The organism is Streptomyces sp. NPDC051940, assembly GCF_040680895.1.
GTDB lineage: Bacteria > Actinomycetota > Actinomycetes > Streptomycetales > Streptomycetaceae > Streptomyces.
The window spans coordinates 23,966-40,065 of sequence record NZ_JBFAXR010000010.1; the positions used below are offsets into that span (position 1 = coordinate 23,966).

Sequence of the window (16,100 nt, forward strand, 5' to 3'; positions counted from 1 at the left end):
AGGATCACCGCGTCGCCCCCTGATGGAGCCAGACCGTGTAGTGCCCGCCGTGGTACGGCAGGCTCGCGGCCATCCGGTAGCCGCAGGAGTTCTTGCACAAGGTGATGGTTTCCACGATCTTGGCGTCGACGGCCTGCGTGATCTGGCCGTTGAGGACGATGACGGAGAAGTGCTGGTCGCGGACCGCCGCCGCGTAGGCCCGCTCCCCGGTGACGTACTTGCGGAGCTTGGGGTCGTAGAACCTCAGCCCCCGGGTGTCGTGCCACTGACCCGGGGAGGAGCTCTTGCGCAGGTCGTACGGCAAGGCGCTGTTCCCTTCCACCAGATACCGGTCCGGGCCGCGGTGCACGTAGGGGCCGATGGTGGCCGCCACACCGCGGGTGTCGGGCCAGGACTGCATGAACTGCCTGGACTGGGTCATCGCGGCGCCGGCGTACAGCAGCAGCACGGCGCAGGTCATGATGATCCCGACGACCCTCGCCTCCTTGGCGGTGATCATCTCGTGGGCCAGGACGTGGATGAGGTAGCCCAGTGCGATGCAGGCGAACCAGGCACCGAAGCCGGTCTGCCTGACCAGCGAGGGCAGCGTTTCGATCCGGAACTGGGCGGCGGGGGCGGCGACCGCGGCGGCGAGGCAGACCAACCCCACGAGGGCGTTGCTCCATTCGCTGCGCAGCACCGCGGCGAGCACGCCGACCGCGGCGAGCAGCAGGACCCAGCCGATCCAGCTCTTCAGATCGTCCACGAGCGCGTCGCCGGGTCTGCCGAAGGCGATCGACTGCCTGAGGTCGGTCAGACCGGCCCAGCCGGGCTTTCCGCGGAGGAGGTTGCCGCCACCGATCAGCGCCGCGCAGAGGACGGCCAGACAGAACGGGCGCAGCAGCGCGGCCCACCTCAGTCCGTATCCGATGGCGGCGGCGAAGAGGAGCAGGCCGATGAAGGGGTTCCAGAGCGCGGTGGACGGACTCACCACATCGGCGAGGACCAGGGCTACGGCGCAGGGGATCAGCCACAGCGGCCACCGGCGCTCGGACTGCGCGGTACGCACCGCCAGATACGCGGCGGCGGCCAGCAGCGCCAGCCCCATGGCGTCGCTGGTCACCGCTCCCCCGAGAGACTGCGTACTGCCGAGGGCGACGAAGGCGGCGCCGGCGGCGAAGGCGGCGACCTCACCGTGCAGGCGCCGCGCGGTCCCCCACAGGAACATCGTGGCCAGCAGCATGTAGGCGACGGAGAGGAGGCGTGCGCCGGTCAGTCCGCCGAAGTGGTCCGCGGCAGCGGCCAGGGCCGGGGAGACGGCGGGTATGCCGAAGAACTGGGACCCGTAGTCGGGTCGCGGGGCACCGTGCAGCCAGTGAGCCAGTTCCGCATGCCCGGTGGTGAGGAAGGCCGCCTCGTGGAGGCCGGCGCCGTTGCTCGACAGCAGCCGCACAGCCAGGGCGATCTGCGCCGCGAGGATCAGCAGGAGCCGCCAGTCGGGCGGGCGCAGCCTGGTGCGCTTCGCGTCGTCGTCCGCCCCGGGCCCGGCGGACTGCGCCTCGGCGGCCTCCATCGAGCGGATGTCCGCGGGTACGCGCGGCATCGTGAGCGTCGACTCGATGTCCGCTTCGAAGTAGTCCTCGCCCGCGGAGTCCGCCTCGATCACCTGCTGGTCTTCCGAACCGTTCTCGTCGTACGGCTGCTGCGTCATGGTCGACCTCACCGAGGGCATGACCAGCACGCTCCGCTCGTATCGCGGGGGTTGAGCACGGGCACGCTCCCCCAGGTCCACGTGACCGGATGGCCGACCATCCCTGCCAAGCCCGCTCGGTCCTATTTGACGTTGAACAAAAGCCAGCCAATCATAAGCTACGAGATCAGTGATCAAATGTGCGAATTGCAACCGTTCGGTAACAAGCGCCCAGTCAGACGCGTCCGTTACATTGCCCTCGCTCCTGCGGCCCCTCGACCTCGTACCGTGGCCGGTGAAGGCTCGAAGTAGAGTCCGCGAGCGGCACTCGCACGGGGCGCCCGGCACGGCGACGGCCGGCCGCGGCGGCAAGACCAGAACAACCGACCAGTGAGGGAAAGGGCGTATCTCAGGCCATGAGCACTCCGCAGGGACCCCAGGACCCCCGGCTGCCGAACGACAACACCTACCAGATCCGGCCTGGTGTCCCCCAGCAGCCGGCGCAGCAGCCACATGTTCCCCCCGCCACCGCTCAGTCGGCACAGCAGTACACCTCCTCGGCACCCACCCAGCCGGGGCAGCCCTACATACAGCCGGTCTCGCCCCAGCCCGACTGGTCCGCGATGGCCGAGGACTACGAAGCCCGCAGCCGCCGCAAGAAGATGCTCGGGATCGTGTTCGCGATCGTCGCGGTCGTCGTCATCGGCGCCGGCGCCGCGGTGTTCACCCTGACCGGCAAGGACGATGACAAATCGGGCCAGGCCACGGACAAGAAGGAGTCGGCGTCGGCCGCGCCCAGCCCGAAGGCGTCCAGCCCGAAGGCCTCGCAGTCCCCGGCGCTGCGGGGCAGCGACCTCTTCACCGCCACCAGCCTGCCGGCCGACGGCCAGACGCTCGCCCGGAAGAAGACGGCACACGCAATGCCGTGCTGGAAGGCCACCCAGGCCGGTCTGGGCCCGCTGCTGGCGAAGTGCTCCAACGCGGTGCTGGCCACCTACTCGTCCGCGAAGGCGTCCGTCACCGTCGCCGTCCTGGTCTTCCCCAGCGAAGCGGATGCCAAGGCCGTGAACGACGCCTTCAAGGGGACCGTCAAGCCCATGCCCGCCGAGGGCGGACCCGCGTTCTGCAAGCAGGTGGAGTGCGCCGTCACCCACGCGGTCAAGGGCAAGTACCTGTACACGACGATCGCGGGGCCGAACAACGGCAAGGCGGGCGCCAAGGACGCCAACGCGATCGTCGCCGGCCACAAGGTCGAGGCCTACACCCTGTCGCGGCTGACGGAGCTGGGCTGACCCGGCTCTCCCGGCCGGCGCCGGGTCAGTCCGCCGTGTCCACCCACCGCACCTCATGCCCCTCCGTCGGATCCGGCGCCTCCCACCGCCGCAGCATGCGCTCCACCGCCGAGCGCGGGACCGCGTGCTCGCGGGACGTGTTGCGGTGGTGCAGGACCGCCGGCGGGGCCTCCAGGGCGATCAGCTCGACGCGGCCGCGGTACGCCGCGATCAGGCCCGTGCACTGGTCGCGCAGTTGGCGGCTGACGTTCGTCGCGTTCCAGACGAACGGCTCCCCCTGGCGCAGTCGCGCCCGCGCCGCCTCCTGCGCCGCCGCGACCACCGCGCCCTGCGGGGCGCCCGGGTCGACGCCCCGCTCGCGGCGGATCGCGTCCAGGCTCACCACCGGCAGCTCCGGGCGATGGGCGGCGATCCAGCTGTCCTTGCCCGCGCCCGGCAGGCCCGACAGCACCGTCACCGTCATCCGCGTGTCGTCGTAGGCGGCGTACGACGGGTCGCGGCCCGGGGTGCGGAAGAACTGGAAGCGGGCGTGCGCGGAGGGGAACTCGCGGGGTGCGGTGAGGCATTGCTCCGCCGCACAGAACTCGCGGTACAGGGCGATGTTCTCCCGTACCTCCGGCGCGTCCGAGCAGATCCGGCCCAGGATGTCGGCCGTCGCCAGCACCGCCAGGTCCTCGTTGGACGCCAGCAGGCTCACCCGGTACGCGATCCGGCGCAGCTCGTCCAGCGGGCGCTCCAGGCCCCAGAACGGCACCTGGTGGTGGCGGACCAGCGCCGCCACGTGCTCGCGCCAGGCGATCGGCGCACCCGCCTCCCAGAGGATGCGGCGGACCAGCAGATCGCCGCGGCGGGAGTGGCCGTGCGCGGTGATCCGGCCGTCCGCGCCGGTCTGCGTGCAGTACGGCTTGGCGGCGTCGTGCAGCAGCACGGCGGCGAACAGGCGGACCCGGTCGGCGCGGGGGCGCGCCCGCCACTCGGGCAGGGCGGCGAGCGCCTCGGCGGCCATCCGGGTGTGGACGGCGACGTCGCCCTCGGCGTGGTGGACCGCGTCCTGGGGCACGCCGGCCAGCCGGCGGACCCAGGGGAACGCGTGCGTGACGCCCGTCCAGTCGACGTGCCAGGCGGGCCCGTCCGGACAGAGCCGGTCAAACGACTCCATACATCACCGCCGGGTCCGCGAGGCCGTTGGGCAGGACCGGGCGGTCCTGCCAGTGGGAGCCGGAGTCCAGCACCGCGGTGAGGAAGCCGGACCGCACCCACTTCAGCCGGCCGGTGGTCAGTCCGCCCTCCTCGACCTTCAGGTACAGGCCCTCCATATCGTCGGAGGCGTCCGTCTCGGCCGCGGTCCGCTCCGGGTCGAGGCCCTGCGCCACCGCCGCCTCCCGCAGCGCCTCGCGCCAGCGCGGCGTACGGACCGTGGACGGGCCGACGAGCGCGGTGAGTTCGGCGAGCGTGCGCAGGGGGCCCTCGTGCAGGACGGGCACGGAGCACACGGGCGTGCCGGCGAGCAGCTCGCGGCGGCGCGGGGTGTCCAGGAAGGTGGCGTCCTCGCGGTCGAGGACGTCGAACTCGCAGAAGTAGTGCGGCAGGGCGTCGTAGAAGACGGTGTGCTTGGCGTAGAGCCACTCGCCGTACAGCACGTACCGCTCGCCGAGCCGCTCGTACAGCTGCGGGGCGACGGCCGCGGCCCAGGCCTTGAACCGGGCGAACTGCTTCTCGCGCGGGCCGCCGGTGAGGTAGTGCCCGCGCGACTGCAGGCGCAGCTCGCCGCCGGGGCCGAAGCTGACCGCGGCGTTGGCGCCGTCGAGCTTCTCCTCCACGACGAGACGGCGTCCGGCTATCCGGGCGAACGGCACCTGCGCCAGGTCCTCGTCGCCCGGCTGCAGGCGCGATCCCTGCAGATGCGGGGTGCGGGGGTATTTGCGCAGCATGCCTTCATGTGTACGGGCCCGGGCGCGGCCCGTACAAACGAATTACAGCCGCCGGTCCTTCAACACCGGGAACGCCTCCCGGTACTTCGCCACCGCGGCCAGGTCCAGCTCCGCGGTGAGGACCTCCTCGCCCGCGCCCGCCTCCGCGAGCACCTCCCCGTCCGGGGCGATGACCAGCGAGCGGCCGTTCTGCTCCACGTCCGCGTGGGTGCCCGCGGTGCCGCAGGCCAGGACGAAAGCCTGGTTCTCGATGGCGCGGGCGATCGCGAGCGCCCGCCAGTGCGCGCCGCGCTTGGCGGGCCAGCCGGCGGGGATGACGAGCACCTGGGCGCCGTCGGCCGCCAGCAGCCGGAACAGCTCGGGGAAGCGCAGGTCGTAGCAGGTCGCGAGGCCCAGCACGGTGCCCGCCGCGGGCACGGCGACGACCGCCTCGCCGGGCGCCATCAGCACCGCCTCGCCGCGGTCGAAGCCGAAGCGGTGGATCTTCCGGTAGGTGGCGGCCAGTTCGCCGTCCGGGGCGAAGAGGAGGGAGGTGTTGTAGAGGGGGCCGTCGCCCGCGGCGGAGCCGCTGTCGGATGCAGCGCGCTCCACGATCGACCCCGCGTGCAGCCACACCCCCGCGTCCCGCGCGGCCCGCGACATCGCCTCGGCGGTGGGGCCGTACAGCGGCTCCGCCTCGGGCGCGAAGCTGTCGAAGGAGAACGCCCCCACGGGCCACAGCTCGGGCAGTACGACCAGATCCGCGTCCCGCGCGCCGCGGACGAGCGACGCCGCGGTCAACCGGCGCGAATCGGGGGATTCATCCGGGTCTACCCCGATCTGGAGGAGCGAGACGCGCACAGTACCACCACCCGCTGAGTCAATCCCTGATTACGGACCGGCGATCGTCGCCCGAAAGCAGTGCCGGTGCCTGTTCGGGCAGCGTAACTTAGAGACCTCTTCTCCTTCCCCGTCAATGAACGAGTCCGTACGAGGGGTCCCGTGACCGTCCATCCGAGTCTGCAGCCTTACATCGATGCCTGGGCCCAATCCACCGACGCGATATCCGATCTCGTCTCCCCGCTGACGGACGGCGAGTGGCACAGGCCCAGCGGGCTGCCCGGATGGTCCATCAAGGACCTGGTGTCGCATGTGATCGGGGCCGAGTGCGAGGCGCTCGGCGATCCGCGGCCCATCCACACCCTGCCCGTGGACCTCTACCACGTGAAGACCGACTGGGGCCGCTACACCGAGGTCCAGGTCGACATACGGCGCCACCACACCCCGCCGGAGATCACGTCCGAGCTGGAGTACACCCTGATCCGCCGGCGCCGGCAGCTGCGCAACGAGAAGCGCGCGCCCGAGGCCGTCATCCGCGGGGCGCTGGGACGGGAGACCACGCTGGAGGCGCTGCTGCGGGACCGCGCGTTCGACGTGTGGGTGCACGAGCAGGACATCCGGCGGGCGCTGGGGCAGCCCGGCTCGCTGGACACCGCGGGCGCGTACATCGCCCGGGACGTGCTGATCGAGCGGCTGCCGAAGGTGGTCGCCAAGGACGTGGCCGCGCCGCCGGAGACGGTGGTCGTGGTGGACGTGACGGGCCCGGTGGACTTCATGCGGACCGTCCGGATCGACGCGCAGGGCAACGGCACCGTCGACGGACGGGTGTCGCTGGCGCCGACGGTGACGCTGACCACCGACTGGGAGACGTACTACCGGCTGGCCTGCGGCCGGACCCGGCTCTACGACGGGGTCAAGGTCGACGGGGACCTCGAACTCGGCCAGGCGATACTGCGCGGCTTCGCCGTCACGCCGTAAGGCGCGGCCTCCGGTCACCCGCCCGGCGGCAGGGGTTCAGCCATGCGGCGGGGTCCGGGAAGCGGTCCGGGGTCCGCCGCCGCAGGCTGAACGTGTGACCATCAGCCTTGAACAGCTCCAGCGCTGCAGCGTAGCCATCGACATGGGCGCCTCGCGGACCCGTGTCTATCTGAAGGACGTCGGCCTCGTCGTGGACGAGGCGAGCGCCGCCGCGGTCAACACCCGTACGGGCGCGCTCGTCGCCGTCGGCAACACGGTCGAGCAGATGGCGGGGCGCACCCCCGCCCATATCCGGGTGGTCCGGCCCGTCGGTGCGGGCGGCATCACCGATATCGAGATGGCCCAGCGGCTGCTGCGCCATCTCGTCGACAACCGGGTGCGCCGCGCCTGGCGCTTCCACCCCAATCTGCGGGCCGCGGCGTGCGTGCCGCACGAGTCGGAGCCGCTGGTGCAGCGGGCCGTCATCGACACCCTCGCCGGGCTCGGCGCCCGCAAGGTGCTGCTCGTCGACACCCTGATCGCCGCCGGCGTGGGCTGCGGGCTGCCGGTGTCGGAGGCCGAGGGGATGCTGATCGTGGTGTGCGGGGCGGCGATGACGCAGATCGCGGTGCTGTCCCTGGGCAACGTGGTCGCCGCCGAGAAGGTCATGGTCGGCGGCTCCGCCGTGCACCGGGCGCTGGCCGAGCATCTGCGCAACCGGCACGAGCTGGTGGTGCCCAGCCAGGGCGTACGCCAGGTCCACCAGGCGGTCGCGGCGGCCGTGTCGGGCGAGGCCGGGCAGGCCAAGGTGCGCGGCTGGGACGCGGTGACGGGCGAGGTGCGCGAGGTCGAGGTCGACGCGGCCGACGCCCAGGCGGCCGCGGACCTGCCCATGCTGGCGGTGCTCGACGGCATCCGGTCGGTGCTGCGGCGCTGCCCGCCGGACCTGGTCGCCGACATCGGCGAGCGCGGCATCATGCTGGCCGGCGGCAACGCGGCGATGCCGGGCTTCGAGGCGATGCTGCGGCGGTCGGTGGACCTGCAGGTGCACATCGCGCAGCGGCCGGATATCGCGGCGATCCTGGGACTCGGCTCGCTGATGGAGAAGCGCCAGGTCCCGGTGTACGGGGCGGCACCGCCGGCGCAGGGCGCCGCCGAGTCCGTACCGGAGGAGGACGGCGTCCAGGCGGGGACGTAGCACGGGCGCCGCTACGCCGGGACGTGCACCGTCTCGACCCGGCTGGCGACGAGCCGTTCGCGTTCGCGGCGCCCGGCGCGGCTCTTCAGCCGCAGGATCTGGGTGACGCCCAGCAGCTGGAGTACGAACACGCAGGAGAAGGCGATCCGGTAGTCGTCGCCGGTGGCGTCCAGCAGCAGGCCCACGGCCAGCAGGGTCGTGATCGAGGCCGAGAAGCCGCCGATGTTGACGATGCCGGACGCCGTGCCCAGGCGCTCCGGCGGGTTCGCCGGGCGGGCGAAGTCGAAGCCGATCATGGAGGCGGGTCCGCAGGCGCCCAGCACGGTGGCGAGGACGACCAGCAGCCAGATGGGGGCGGTGTCCGTGGGCCAGGCGATCGCGGCGGCCCAGGTCAGGGCGGTCACGGACACCGTGCCGAGGGCCAGGGGGAGCCGGGCGGCGTTGTGCCGGGCGATGATCTGGCCGTAGACCAGGCCGATCGCCATGTTGGAGAGCACGACCAGGGTGAGGAGTTCGCCCGCCTGGGCGCGGCTGAGGCCCTGCGCCTCGACGAGGTACGGCAGCCCCCACAGCAGCAGGAAGACCATGGCGGGGAACTGGGTGGTGAAGTGCACCCAGAAGCCCAGCTTCGTCCCCGGCTCCGCCCAGGTGGCGGCGAGCTGGGTGCGGATACCGCGGTGCTGCTTCGGGGGCTTGTCCCGGTACGACGGTCCCGGGCTGTCCCGCAGGAACAGCGCCACCAGCAGCAGCACGAGCGCTCCCGCCGCCGCGCTGCCGGCGAAGGCCGGGACCCAGCCGTACGACTGCAGGGCCCGCGAGAGCAGCAGCGTGGAGACGAGGTTGCCGGCCATGCCGAACAGGGCGGCGGTCTGGGCTATCAGGGGGCCGCGGTGGGCGGGGAACCAGTGGGCGCCCAGCCGCAGCACGCTGATGAACGTCATCGCGTCACCGCAGCCGAGCAGCGCGCGGGCGGCGAGCGCCGTGCCGTACGACTCGGAGAACGCGAAGCCGAACTGCCCGAGGGTGAACAGCACCGTCCCCAGCAGCAGCACCTTCCGCGGACCGAACCGGTCGACGAGCAGGCCGACAGGTATCTGCATGCCGGCGTAGACGAGCAGCTGGAGGATGGAGAAGGCGGAGAGCGCGGAGGCGTTGATGTGGAACCGCTCGGCCGCGTCGAGTCCGGCGACGCCGAGGCTGGTCCGGTAGATGATCGCGGCGAAGTACACCGCGCACCCGATCCCCCACATCGCCACGGCCCGCCGGCCGCCCGGTGGGTCGCCGAGGCGGCTCGCGCTCATCGCAGCTCTCCGCGCAGGAGGCCGCGCACCGACGCCACATGTCCGTGCACCGCGGCGACGGCGGCGTCCGCGTCGCCGCCGCGCAGGGCCTCGAGGATCTCCGTGTGCTCCACGATGTTCCGCTGCAGGCGGTCGGGGTGCGCCTGCAGGATCGCGACCCCCATCCGCAGCTGCCGGTCCCGGAGCTGGTCGTACAGCCGCACCAGGATCTCGTTGCCGGCGTTGCGGACGATCTCCGCGTGGAAGCACCGGTCGAGCCGGGCGGCCTCCCGCAGATCGCCGGAGGCGACGTGCTCCTTCTGCCGCTCCAGCAGTTCCCCGAGCCGGCCGAGGAGGGCCGGCGGGGCGGGCACCGCCTTGCGCGTGGCGTGCTCCTCGACCAGCAGCCGCGTCTCGACGACGTCCGCGATCTCCTGGGCGGAGACGGGCAGCACCAGGGCGCCCTTCTTGGGGTAGAGCTTGATCAGCCCCTCCACCTCCAGCCGCAGCAGCGCCTCCCGTACGGGGGTGCGCGAGACGCCGACGGCCTCGGCCAGTTCGCCCTCGGTGAGCAGCATCCCGCCCTCGTAACGGCGGTCGAGGACGGCCTCCTTGACGTGGACGTAGACCCGCTCGGCGGCGGGCGGCGGCTTGGCGGGGGCGGCGGCGGGCGGGGACGACATGCGCACAGCATAGATACAACAGGGATGCGTGAGGAGGGGCGGTCCGGGATGTGGACCCGCGCGCCAGCGCGGGGAACGCCGGAGCCCGCCCCCGGACCGGGGGCGGGCTCCGTGTCGCGCCGTCAGCGGCGTGTCACCGCACCGAGCGCCTCCTGCGCGCCATGACCAGCGTCAGCCCCACCGACAGCGCCAGCAGCGCGGCCACCGCGGCCAGCACCGTGCCCAGCGGCCGGCCCCGGTCCGGCCGGCTGCCGCCGGTGTCGGGCAGCGAGCCCGGGTCGTCGGGGAAGGTGTTGGTGACCCGCACCGACGCCACGCCGTCCACCGCGATGACGCCGTCCGCGTCACCGTCCGAGCCCTCGTAGGTGACCGTGTCGTCCGCCGCCACGTCCGTCTCCTCGACGGTGCAGTCGGCACCGAGCGGGACGGTGATCGTGCGGTCCTCGCCGTCGCTCAGGTCGAACGCGGCGTCCGCGTCGTCCAGATCGACCGGACCGTCCCCGGTGGTGCAGGACACCTCGAAGGGGTACGGACCGGCGTCGCCGTTCACCACCGTCTTGGACACCGTCAGCTCCCCGGCGGGGAATTCGTTGGTGACCGTGATGACCCCGGTGGAGCCGTCGGCCACCACCAGCGCGTCCGGCTGCGAACCGTGGTCCACGGTCACCTCGGCGGCGCCGCCGGAGTCCGTCTCCACCGCCCAGCAGCGCGCCCCGACCGGCAGGTCGTCGATGGTGACGGTCTCACCGGCGGTCAGTGTGTACTCCTGGCCGGTGATGATCGGCGTCGGCTTCCCGCCGCCCTGCGGCAGCACGCAGCTGACCTCGACGGTGAACGGCCGGTCGCCGACGTACCGGGCCGCGTCGCCGGTCAGCTCCTTGGTGAGCTCGATCGAGCCGAGGTCGAAGGTGTTGACCACGTCGATGTCGATGTAGCGGGGCTGGTCGGGGTTCACCGCCCTGCGGACCACGACGCCGTTCTCGTACGAGTCCGCGTTGATCTCCACCGCGGAGGCGCCGCCGTCGCCGGTCTCGACCCCGTAGCAGTGGCTTCCGACGGGGATCTTGACCGGGTCGCCGTCGGGGTGCCTGACCGGGTCGATGGTCTCGCCGCCCTTGATCCGCACCGGGCGGGAGAAGACGGTGGTGCGGGTGCCGTCCTCGGCCTCCTTCTCACAGACCACCCGGATGGTGAAGACGGCCGAGGTGGCGTACGGCTGGTCGGCGCCCTCGCCGTCGAGGGTCTTGGTCAGGCCGATGGTGCCGGCGGAGAAGGGGTTGGCGCTGTCGCCGGTGAACCCGGCGGTGACCGTCTCGTCGGCCACGATGGTGACGGTGACGGGCGGCGGGGTCGTGTCGGCGCCGCCGTTGCCGGTCTCGGTGACGGTGCAGACGGCGCCGGCGGGCAGGCCGGTCAGCGGGTCGGAGGTGAAGGAGGTCTGCTCGCCGTCACCGGCGGGGATCACGATGGTCTCCTGGACCGCGTGGTCGACGCCGTTGAACGAGCAGTCGACGGAGAACTCGTAAGGGCCCTGCGCCAGTTCGGGGGCGCCGTAGCCGGTGGCCTCCTTGCTGACGACCAGGCTGCCGGCCGCGTAGTCGTTGGTGACCGTGATCTCACCGGGGTCGCCGGCCTGCGAGGGGACCTCGCCCGAGGTGCCGCTGGTCGGGCCGGCCGGGTCGTAGACCACGGTGGTGGCGCCGCCCGGGTCGGTCTCGGTCATGGTGCAGGTGGAACCGGCGGGGACGGGGATCCGCCGCGGGTTGCCGGGCACCAGGGTCAGCTCTCTCGGGTCGTAGCCCTCGATGGGGGTGCCGCCGTAGGTGCAGGTGAGCTCCACCGGGTAGCTGTCGGCGGCGTACCCGGCCGCGGCGCCGGTGATCTGCTTGTCGAGGGTGATGTACGTCTCGGGGAAGTCGTTGGTGATCTCGGCGGTCTGGACGGTGGTGCCCTCCGAGCCCGGGTCGATCTCCACCACCACCGGATCGCTTTCCGGATGGTCGGCGGTACCGCCCTCGGCGTCCGTCTCCCACACCCGGCACTCGGCGCCGGCAGGCAGGCCCGGCACCGTCACCGGCTGGTTGGCGGACACCTGGTAGTCCTGGTCGAGGACGGTCCGGGGATCACCGCCCACCGGGTTGATCACGCAGGTCGCGTGGAAGGTGAACGTCTCGTCGTCCAGCGGCAGTCCGGCCGGGTTTCGCCCGATCGCCTTCTGCAGCACCAGGCTGCCGTAGCTGAGGCCCACGCCGACCTGCACCGGCTCGGCGGGCTGCAGTACGTGCGGGGAGCCGTCCCGGTCGGTGGTCTCCGCGTGGCCGTAGGAGTTCCAGGCGATGGTGGGGTTGCTCACCTGGGTCACGTCCAGCGGAGTGTCCATGTCGAAGGTGATCTGCACCGTGTCACCCGGCGCCATCGACGGGTCGAAGGCCAGGTCCATCTTCAGGCCCAGCACCGCCGGCCCGAACGGGTCGTCCCAGGCGGACGCCGGGCACTGGGTGGCACCGGATCCGGCGCCGCCCATGTTCAGGTCGTCGGTGCACAGGGGCTCCTCGTTCGAGTACGAGGTGGTCATCGTGCCCGGACCCGTGAGCACCGGCTCGGAGGCCAGCGTGGGGCGCTGGTCCCATTCGGTGCCGCGGTCGGCGTCCACGACGACGCCCTTGTCGCCCTGGACCGGCAGCCGGTCGACGATCCGCATGTTGGTGCCGGGCTCGGTGCCGGCGTTCTGGATCCGCATCAGGTAGTGGTACTGGTCGCCCGGGTTGACCAGGGCGATGCACGGATAGTGCGTGTAGAGGGTGGTGCCGTCCGGGCCGGTGCGTTGCAGGCAGGAGCTGTCGCCGAGCGGCACGTACTCCTCGCTGCTGGTGTTGTACCAGCCGAGGTCTGGATTGCCGGCCACCCACTTGCGGGCGTGGAACGCCGCACCGGACTCGGCGGTGAGGTTCGCCGGGTCGGTGCAGTACAGCCCGGAGCCGAAGTCGCCGTCGGTCTGCGAGGTGCCCGCGCAGTCGAAGTCCGGGTCGGAGGAGGTGGCGCCCATGGTGTTGGTGATGACCTGGCCGGCGGTGACTCCGGCCTCCAGGGTCACATGGATCTCGATGGTGAACGTGGCGCCGGGCGCCAGCACCCAGGGGCTGCCGTCCGCGTTCTCGCTGAAGTCCCACTGCAGGGCGCTGTAGCGGCTGCCGTCGATGGTCGGGGTGAACACCGGGGTGGGGACGGGCGGGGTACCGTCGGGCACCTGGACATCGATGATCTTGTACGGCTCCCCGTTGTCGCCCGCGAACGTGTCGACGAAGCCGATACCCGGCGGCAGCAGGTCCTTGACCACCAGTCCGGGGATGTTCGCGGTCCCGGTGTTGGTGACCTTCAGATAGAACGGCGCGTCCTCACCGGGTGCGAGAGCGGTGTCCGGTGTCTTCTCCACGGCCAGCTGCGGATCGCCCTTGACCAGGTCGAGGGTCGCGGAGTCCGGGTCGATGGCCTTGGGCGTGGACGGGTCCTGGATCATCGTCAGGAACTCGCCCGAGACGGTGTCCTCCAGATGCGAGGGCACCGGTTCACCGTTGCTGCGCAGCGTCTGCCGGGGGCTGACCGTGAACACCAGCTTGCCGGAGCAGCTGTCCTCCGCACACGGGACGATGGTGTAGCCCTCGTTGTCGGTGCTCGTCGACAGGTACGTGACCCGGATGCCCTGCACGTCGGCGGCGCTCACGCCCGCGGGGAGCGCCGCGCCCGTCGCGGGGGTGCCGTCGACCCAGGCGCCGCCCACGTAGGCGTCGATCTGGACCCGGTCGGCCCCCTTGGGCAGCTGGTCGGACTTGATGGAGACGAAGTCGACCGCGTCGAAGAAGTCCGTGTCGTTGTCGGTCATCTCGAGGAACTTGGCCGACATGTTGCCCGTGTTGCGGATGGTGAGCGTGGCGTCGGCGTACTGCTGCGGCAGCCCCGGCACGTACTCGGGCAGCGTCCCGGGCGTGATGTTCTTGTTCAGCGAGGCGGAGTCGTCGACGGGCCCGGTCTGGATCTCCGGCGCGCAGGCCGGGTCGCCGGGCACGTAGTCGCCGCCCGCGTCGATGGAGAAGCAGTCGAGGATGGTGACGTCGTCGGGGGAGCCGTCGCGGCGCGTGGTGACGATGTGCAGGGTCATGCTGGACTGCGGCGGCAGATCGCCGTTGAGGCCGGCGCGCACCCCGGTCGCCCGCTCCAGCAGGGCGGCGTCCGACTCGTCGTACGGCACCCAGGCGCCGGCGTCCGGGTCGTACAGCTCGATGGTCACGTCCAGGCCGGACGGCGTGACGTAGACGTCGGTGATGCGCAGGGTGTCGAACGGGTTGGGGTACGCCGGGTCGGGCGCGCCGCTCGCGTCGGTGCGCGGGTCGCTGATCACGGGGTTCACCAGCGGCTTGTTGCCGTTGTTGGTGAGCGTCAGATCGAACGGGATGGGCTGGCCCATCGGCACGCTGGTCTGCCCGGCGGTCTTGTCGCCGCTGCCGTCGGTGTTGGGCTCCTCGATCGGGAGGTCCTTGCAGGCGGTGCCGGCGGCGGTGCCGCTGCCGTCCGCGCGGCCCGCGTCACCCGCGAAACCCGCGCAGTTGGAGACCCCGGGGCTGCTGCCCGAGGGCAGGTCGTCGGCGGTGACGTCGTCGGTGAGGGTGCCGTGCAGGTCGAGCCCGGCGGTGGCGTCCTCGGTGATGGTCGGGTTGCCGTCGGCGTCGACGCCGGTGTAGACGACCTCGACCTTGGTGACGGTGGTGCCGGTCTTGGCCACGTCGACGGTGGTGTTCTCGGTGTAGGTGGTGGAGGTGCTGGTGCTGTCGGCGTACGTCACGGTCAGGGTCGCGGAGGTCGCGCCCTGCGGGAAGCGCAGCCGTACGGTCTGGACGTCGATCTTCGTGAACTCCGACGTGGTGTCCGGGTCGGGCTCGGTGATCGTCATCGTCTTGACCGGGAACGGCGAGTTGTTGGTGACGTCCACGCCCGCGGACACCGGGGAGTTCTCGCCGAGTACGGCGTGCTCGCCGGTCTCCTGCTGGAAGTCGCCGTCGGTGTCGGGGTAGAAGCTCTTGGTGCCGTTCAGCACGAGGATGTCCGGCAGGATGTCGTAGTTCGCGCAGCCCTCGGGGCCGGTCACCTCTCCCTGCACGGTGTCCACGGCCGCGGGGGTGGCGCAGTTGGCGACCGTCACCTTGTCCGTGGGCCGCAGCGGACTGCCGTCGGAGCGTTTGGTGTCGCGCAGCTTCAGCCCGATCTCGACGGTGCCGCCGGTCGGGTCGTACGGCAGCGGGTCGCCGGAGCTGTTGCTGAACACCACCTCGACGCCGACCACGTCGGCCGGGTCGACACCCGCCGGCAGCGGCAGCTCACCGGGACTCGTGATCGGGTCGCCGGTGAGCGTCTGCCCGCCGGAGGTCGTCACCACCAGCACGGCGGTGTCCGCGCCGTCCGGGAAGCGGGTGACGGTGGCGCCGGTGAAGTCGAAGTTCTCGAACGTGTCCGCGTCCTGGTCGGACACCGACAGCTCGGTCACCTCGGCGGAGGACGACGAGGTGTTGGTGACGTTGAGGGTGACGGTGCTCTCCTCGCCGGTGCCGGCGACGGCGGAACCGTCCGTCCAGGTCTTCGTCACGTTCGGCCGCACCACGCGGGGCACCTCGACGGTGACGTCGCTCTCGCTGCTCTGCGGGTCGGCGTTGTCGGCGTCGGCGGTCGCGGTGTTGGGGAGGACCGTGCCGTCGGTCAGCTGGGTGTCCGTCGGCAGCCGCATGCCGATCTCGATCGCGCCGGAGGCACCGGCCTTCAGGCCCAGTTCACCCTGCGGGTTCGACAGCGGTACCTGGTAGAGGACCGTCAGCTCCCGGGTGGTCTCGTCGTAGGTGACGATGCGCGTCGAGGTGGTCTGCGGCAGGCTCGTCACCTCCAGCCCCTCGGGCAGGGTGTCGGTGACGGTGAAGTTGACGCAGTCCACGGTGAGTCCGGAGCAGGTGCCGGAGATCTCGTAGATGAACTCGTTGCCGGGCTTGAGGGTCTCACCGCCCAGGTCGTTGGTCTTGTTGATGGTGACCGCACTCTGCTCGGGCTGGGCCGGCACGCCGGCCCCGGCGGCGGGCCCCATCAGGACTCCCAGCGCCACCACCGCCGAAAGCGGCAGCCGCAGGGCGCCCATCAGACGTCGGTACATGGATGTGTGCCTCCGCATTCCGTGCAGGTCAGCGTGCGTGAATCAGGCCATCGGACTTAACTGATCAAGACCAAAGCAACGTAA

The 16,100-nt window shown here is 71.6% G+C and carries 10 protein-coding genes; 3 read left to right on the forward strand and 7 right to left on the reverse strand.

Annotation, left to right across the window (positions count from 1 at the left end; translation table 11 throughout):
• Positions 1–4 precede the first annotated feature (4 nt).
• The gene (locus AB0M28_RS06765; RefSeq protein WP_365398866.1) at positions 5–1,690 is read right to left on the reverse strand and encodes a glycosyltransferase family 39 protein; all 1,686 of its coding nucleotides are present in this window, start codon (positions 1,688–1,690) and stop codon (positions 5–7) included.
• 395 nt (positions 1,691–2,085) lie between these two features.
• Here AB0M28_RS06765 and AB0M28_RS06770 point away from each other — a divergent pair, with 395 nt between their 5' ends.
• On the forward strand, positions 2,086–2,961 hold the full coding sequence (locus AB0M28_RS06770) for a hypothetical protein (RefSeq protein ID WP_365398869.1): 876 nt from the start codon (positions 2,086–2,088) through the stop codon (positions 2,959–2,961).
• Between the two features lie 25 nt (positions 2,962–2,986).
• Here AB0M28_RS06770 and AB0M28_RS06775 read toward each other — a convergent pair whose 3' ends face one another.
• From AB0M28_RS06775 to AB0M28_RS06785, 3 genes are read right to left on the reverse strand one after another with little or no spacing between them, the layout of a single operon-like run.
• Entirely contained in the window at positions 2,987–4,120 is a 1,134-nt protein-coding gene (locus tag AB0M28_RS06775; protein WP_365398872.1) for an AAA family ATPase, read from the reverse strand.
• Positions 4,107–4,892, reverse strand: a complete 786-nt coding sequence (locus AB0M28_RS06780) for an RNA ligase family protein (RefSeq protein WP_365398875.1) — start codon at positions 4,890–4,892, stop codon at positions 4,107–4,109. The genes AB0M28_RS06775 and AB0M28_RS06780 overlap by 14 nt, the downstream gene beginning before the upstream one ends.
• A 42-nt stretch (positions 4,893–4,934) precedes the next feature.
• Entirely contained in the window at positions 4,935–5,732 is a 798-nt protein-coding gene (locus tag AB0M28_RS06785) for a carbon-nitrogen family hydrolase (protein WP_365398878.1), read from the reverse strand.
• 141 nt (positions 5,733–5,873) lie between these two features.
• Here AB0M28_RS06785 and AB0M28_RS06790 point away from each other — a divergent pair, with 141 nt between their 5' ends.
• Both AB0M28_RS06790 and AB0M28_RS06795 read left to right on the forward strand, forming a co-directional pair.
• Positions 5,874–6,689: a maleylpyruvate isomerase family mycothiol-dependent enzyme gene (locus AB0M28_RS06790; RefSeq protein ID WP_365398881.1), complete on the forward strand. Its 816-nt coding sequence runs from the start codon at positions 5,874–5,876 to the stop codon at positions 6,687–6,689.
• A gap of 94 nt (positions 6,690–6,783) precedes the next feature.
• A complete protein-coding gene (locus AB0M28_RS06795; RefSeq protein WP_365398884.1) occupies positions 6,784–7,866 on the forward strand; it encodes a rod shape-determining protein in 1,083 nt (360 codons plus the stop codon).
• Between the two features lie 11 nt (positions 7,867–7,877).
• Here AB0M28_RS06795 and AB0M28_RS06800 read toward each other — a convergent pair whose 3' ends face one another.
• From AB0M28_RS06800 to AB0M28_RS06810, 3 genes are all read right to left on the reverse strand, one after another.
• On the reverse strand, positions 7,878–9,167 hold the full coding sequence (locus AB0M28_RS06800; protein ID WP_365398887.1) for an MFS transporter: 1,290 nt from the start codon (positions 9,165–9,167) through the stop codon (positions 7,878–7,880).
• On the reverse strand, positions 9,164–9,829 hold the full coding sequence (locus AB0M28_RS06805; RefSeq protein WP_365398890.1) for a GntR family transcriptional regulator: 666 nt from the start codon (positions 9,827–9,829) through the stop codon (positions 9,164–9,166). Before AB0M28_RS06805 ends, AB0M28_RS06800 begins: the two co-directional genes overlap by 4 nt.
• 133 nt (positions 9,830–9,962) lie before the next feature.
• Positions 9,963–16,016 carry a DUF5979 domain-containing protein gene (locus AB0M28_RS06810; protein WP_365398893.1) on the reverse strand — a complete coding sequence of 2,018 codons (6,054 nt, stop codon included), beginning with the start codon at positions 16,014–16,016 and terminating at the stop codon, positions 9,963–9,965.
• Positions 16,017–16,100 lie beyond the last annotated feature (84 nt).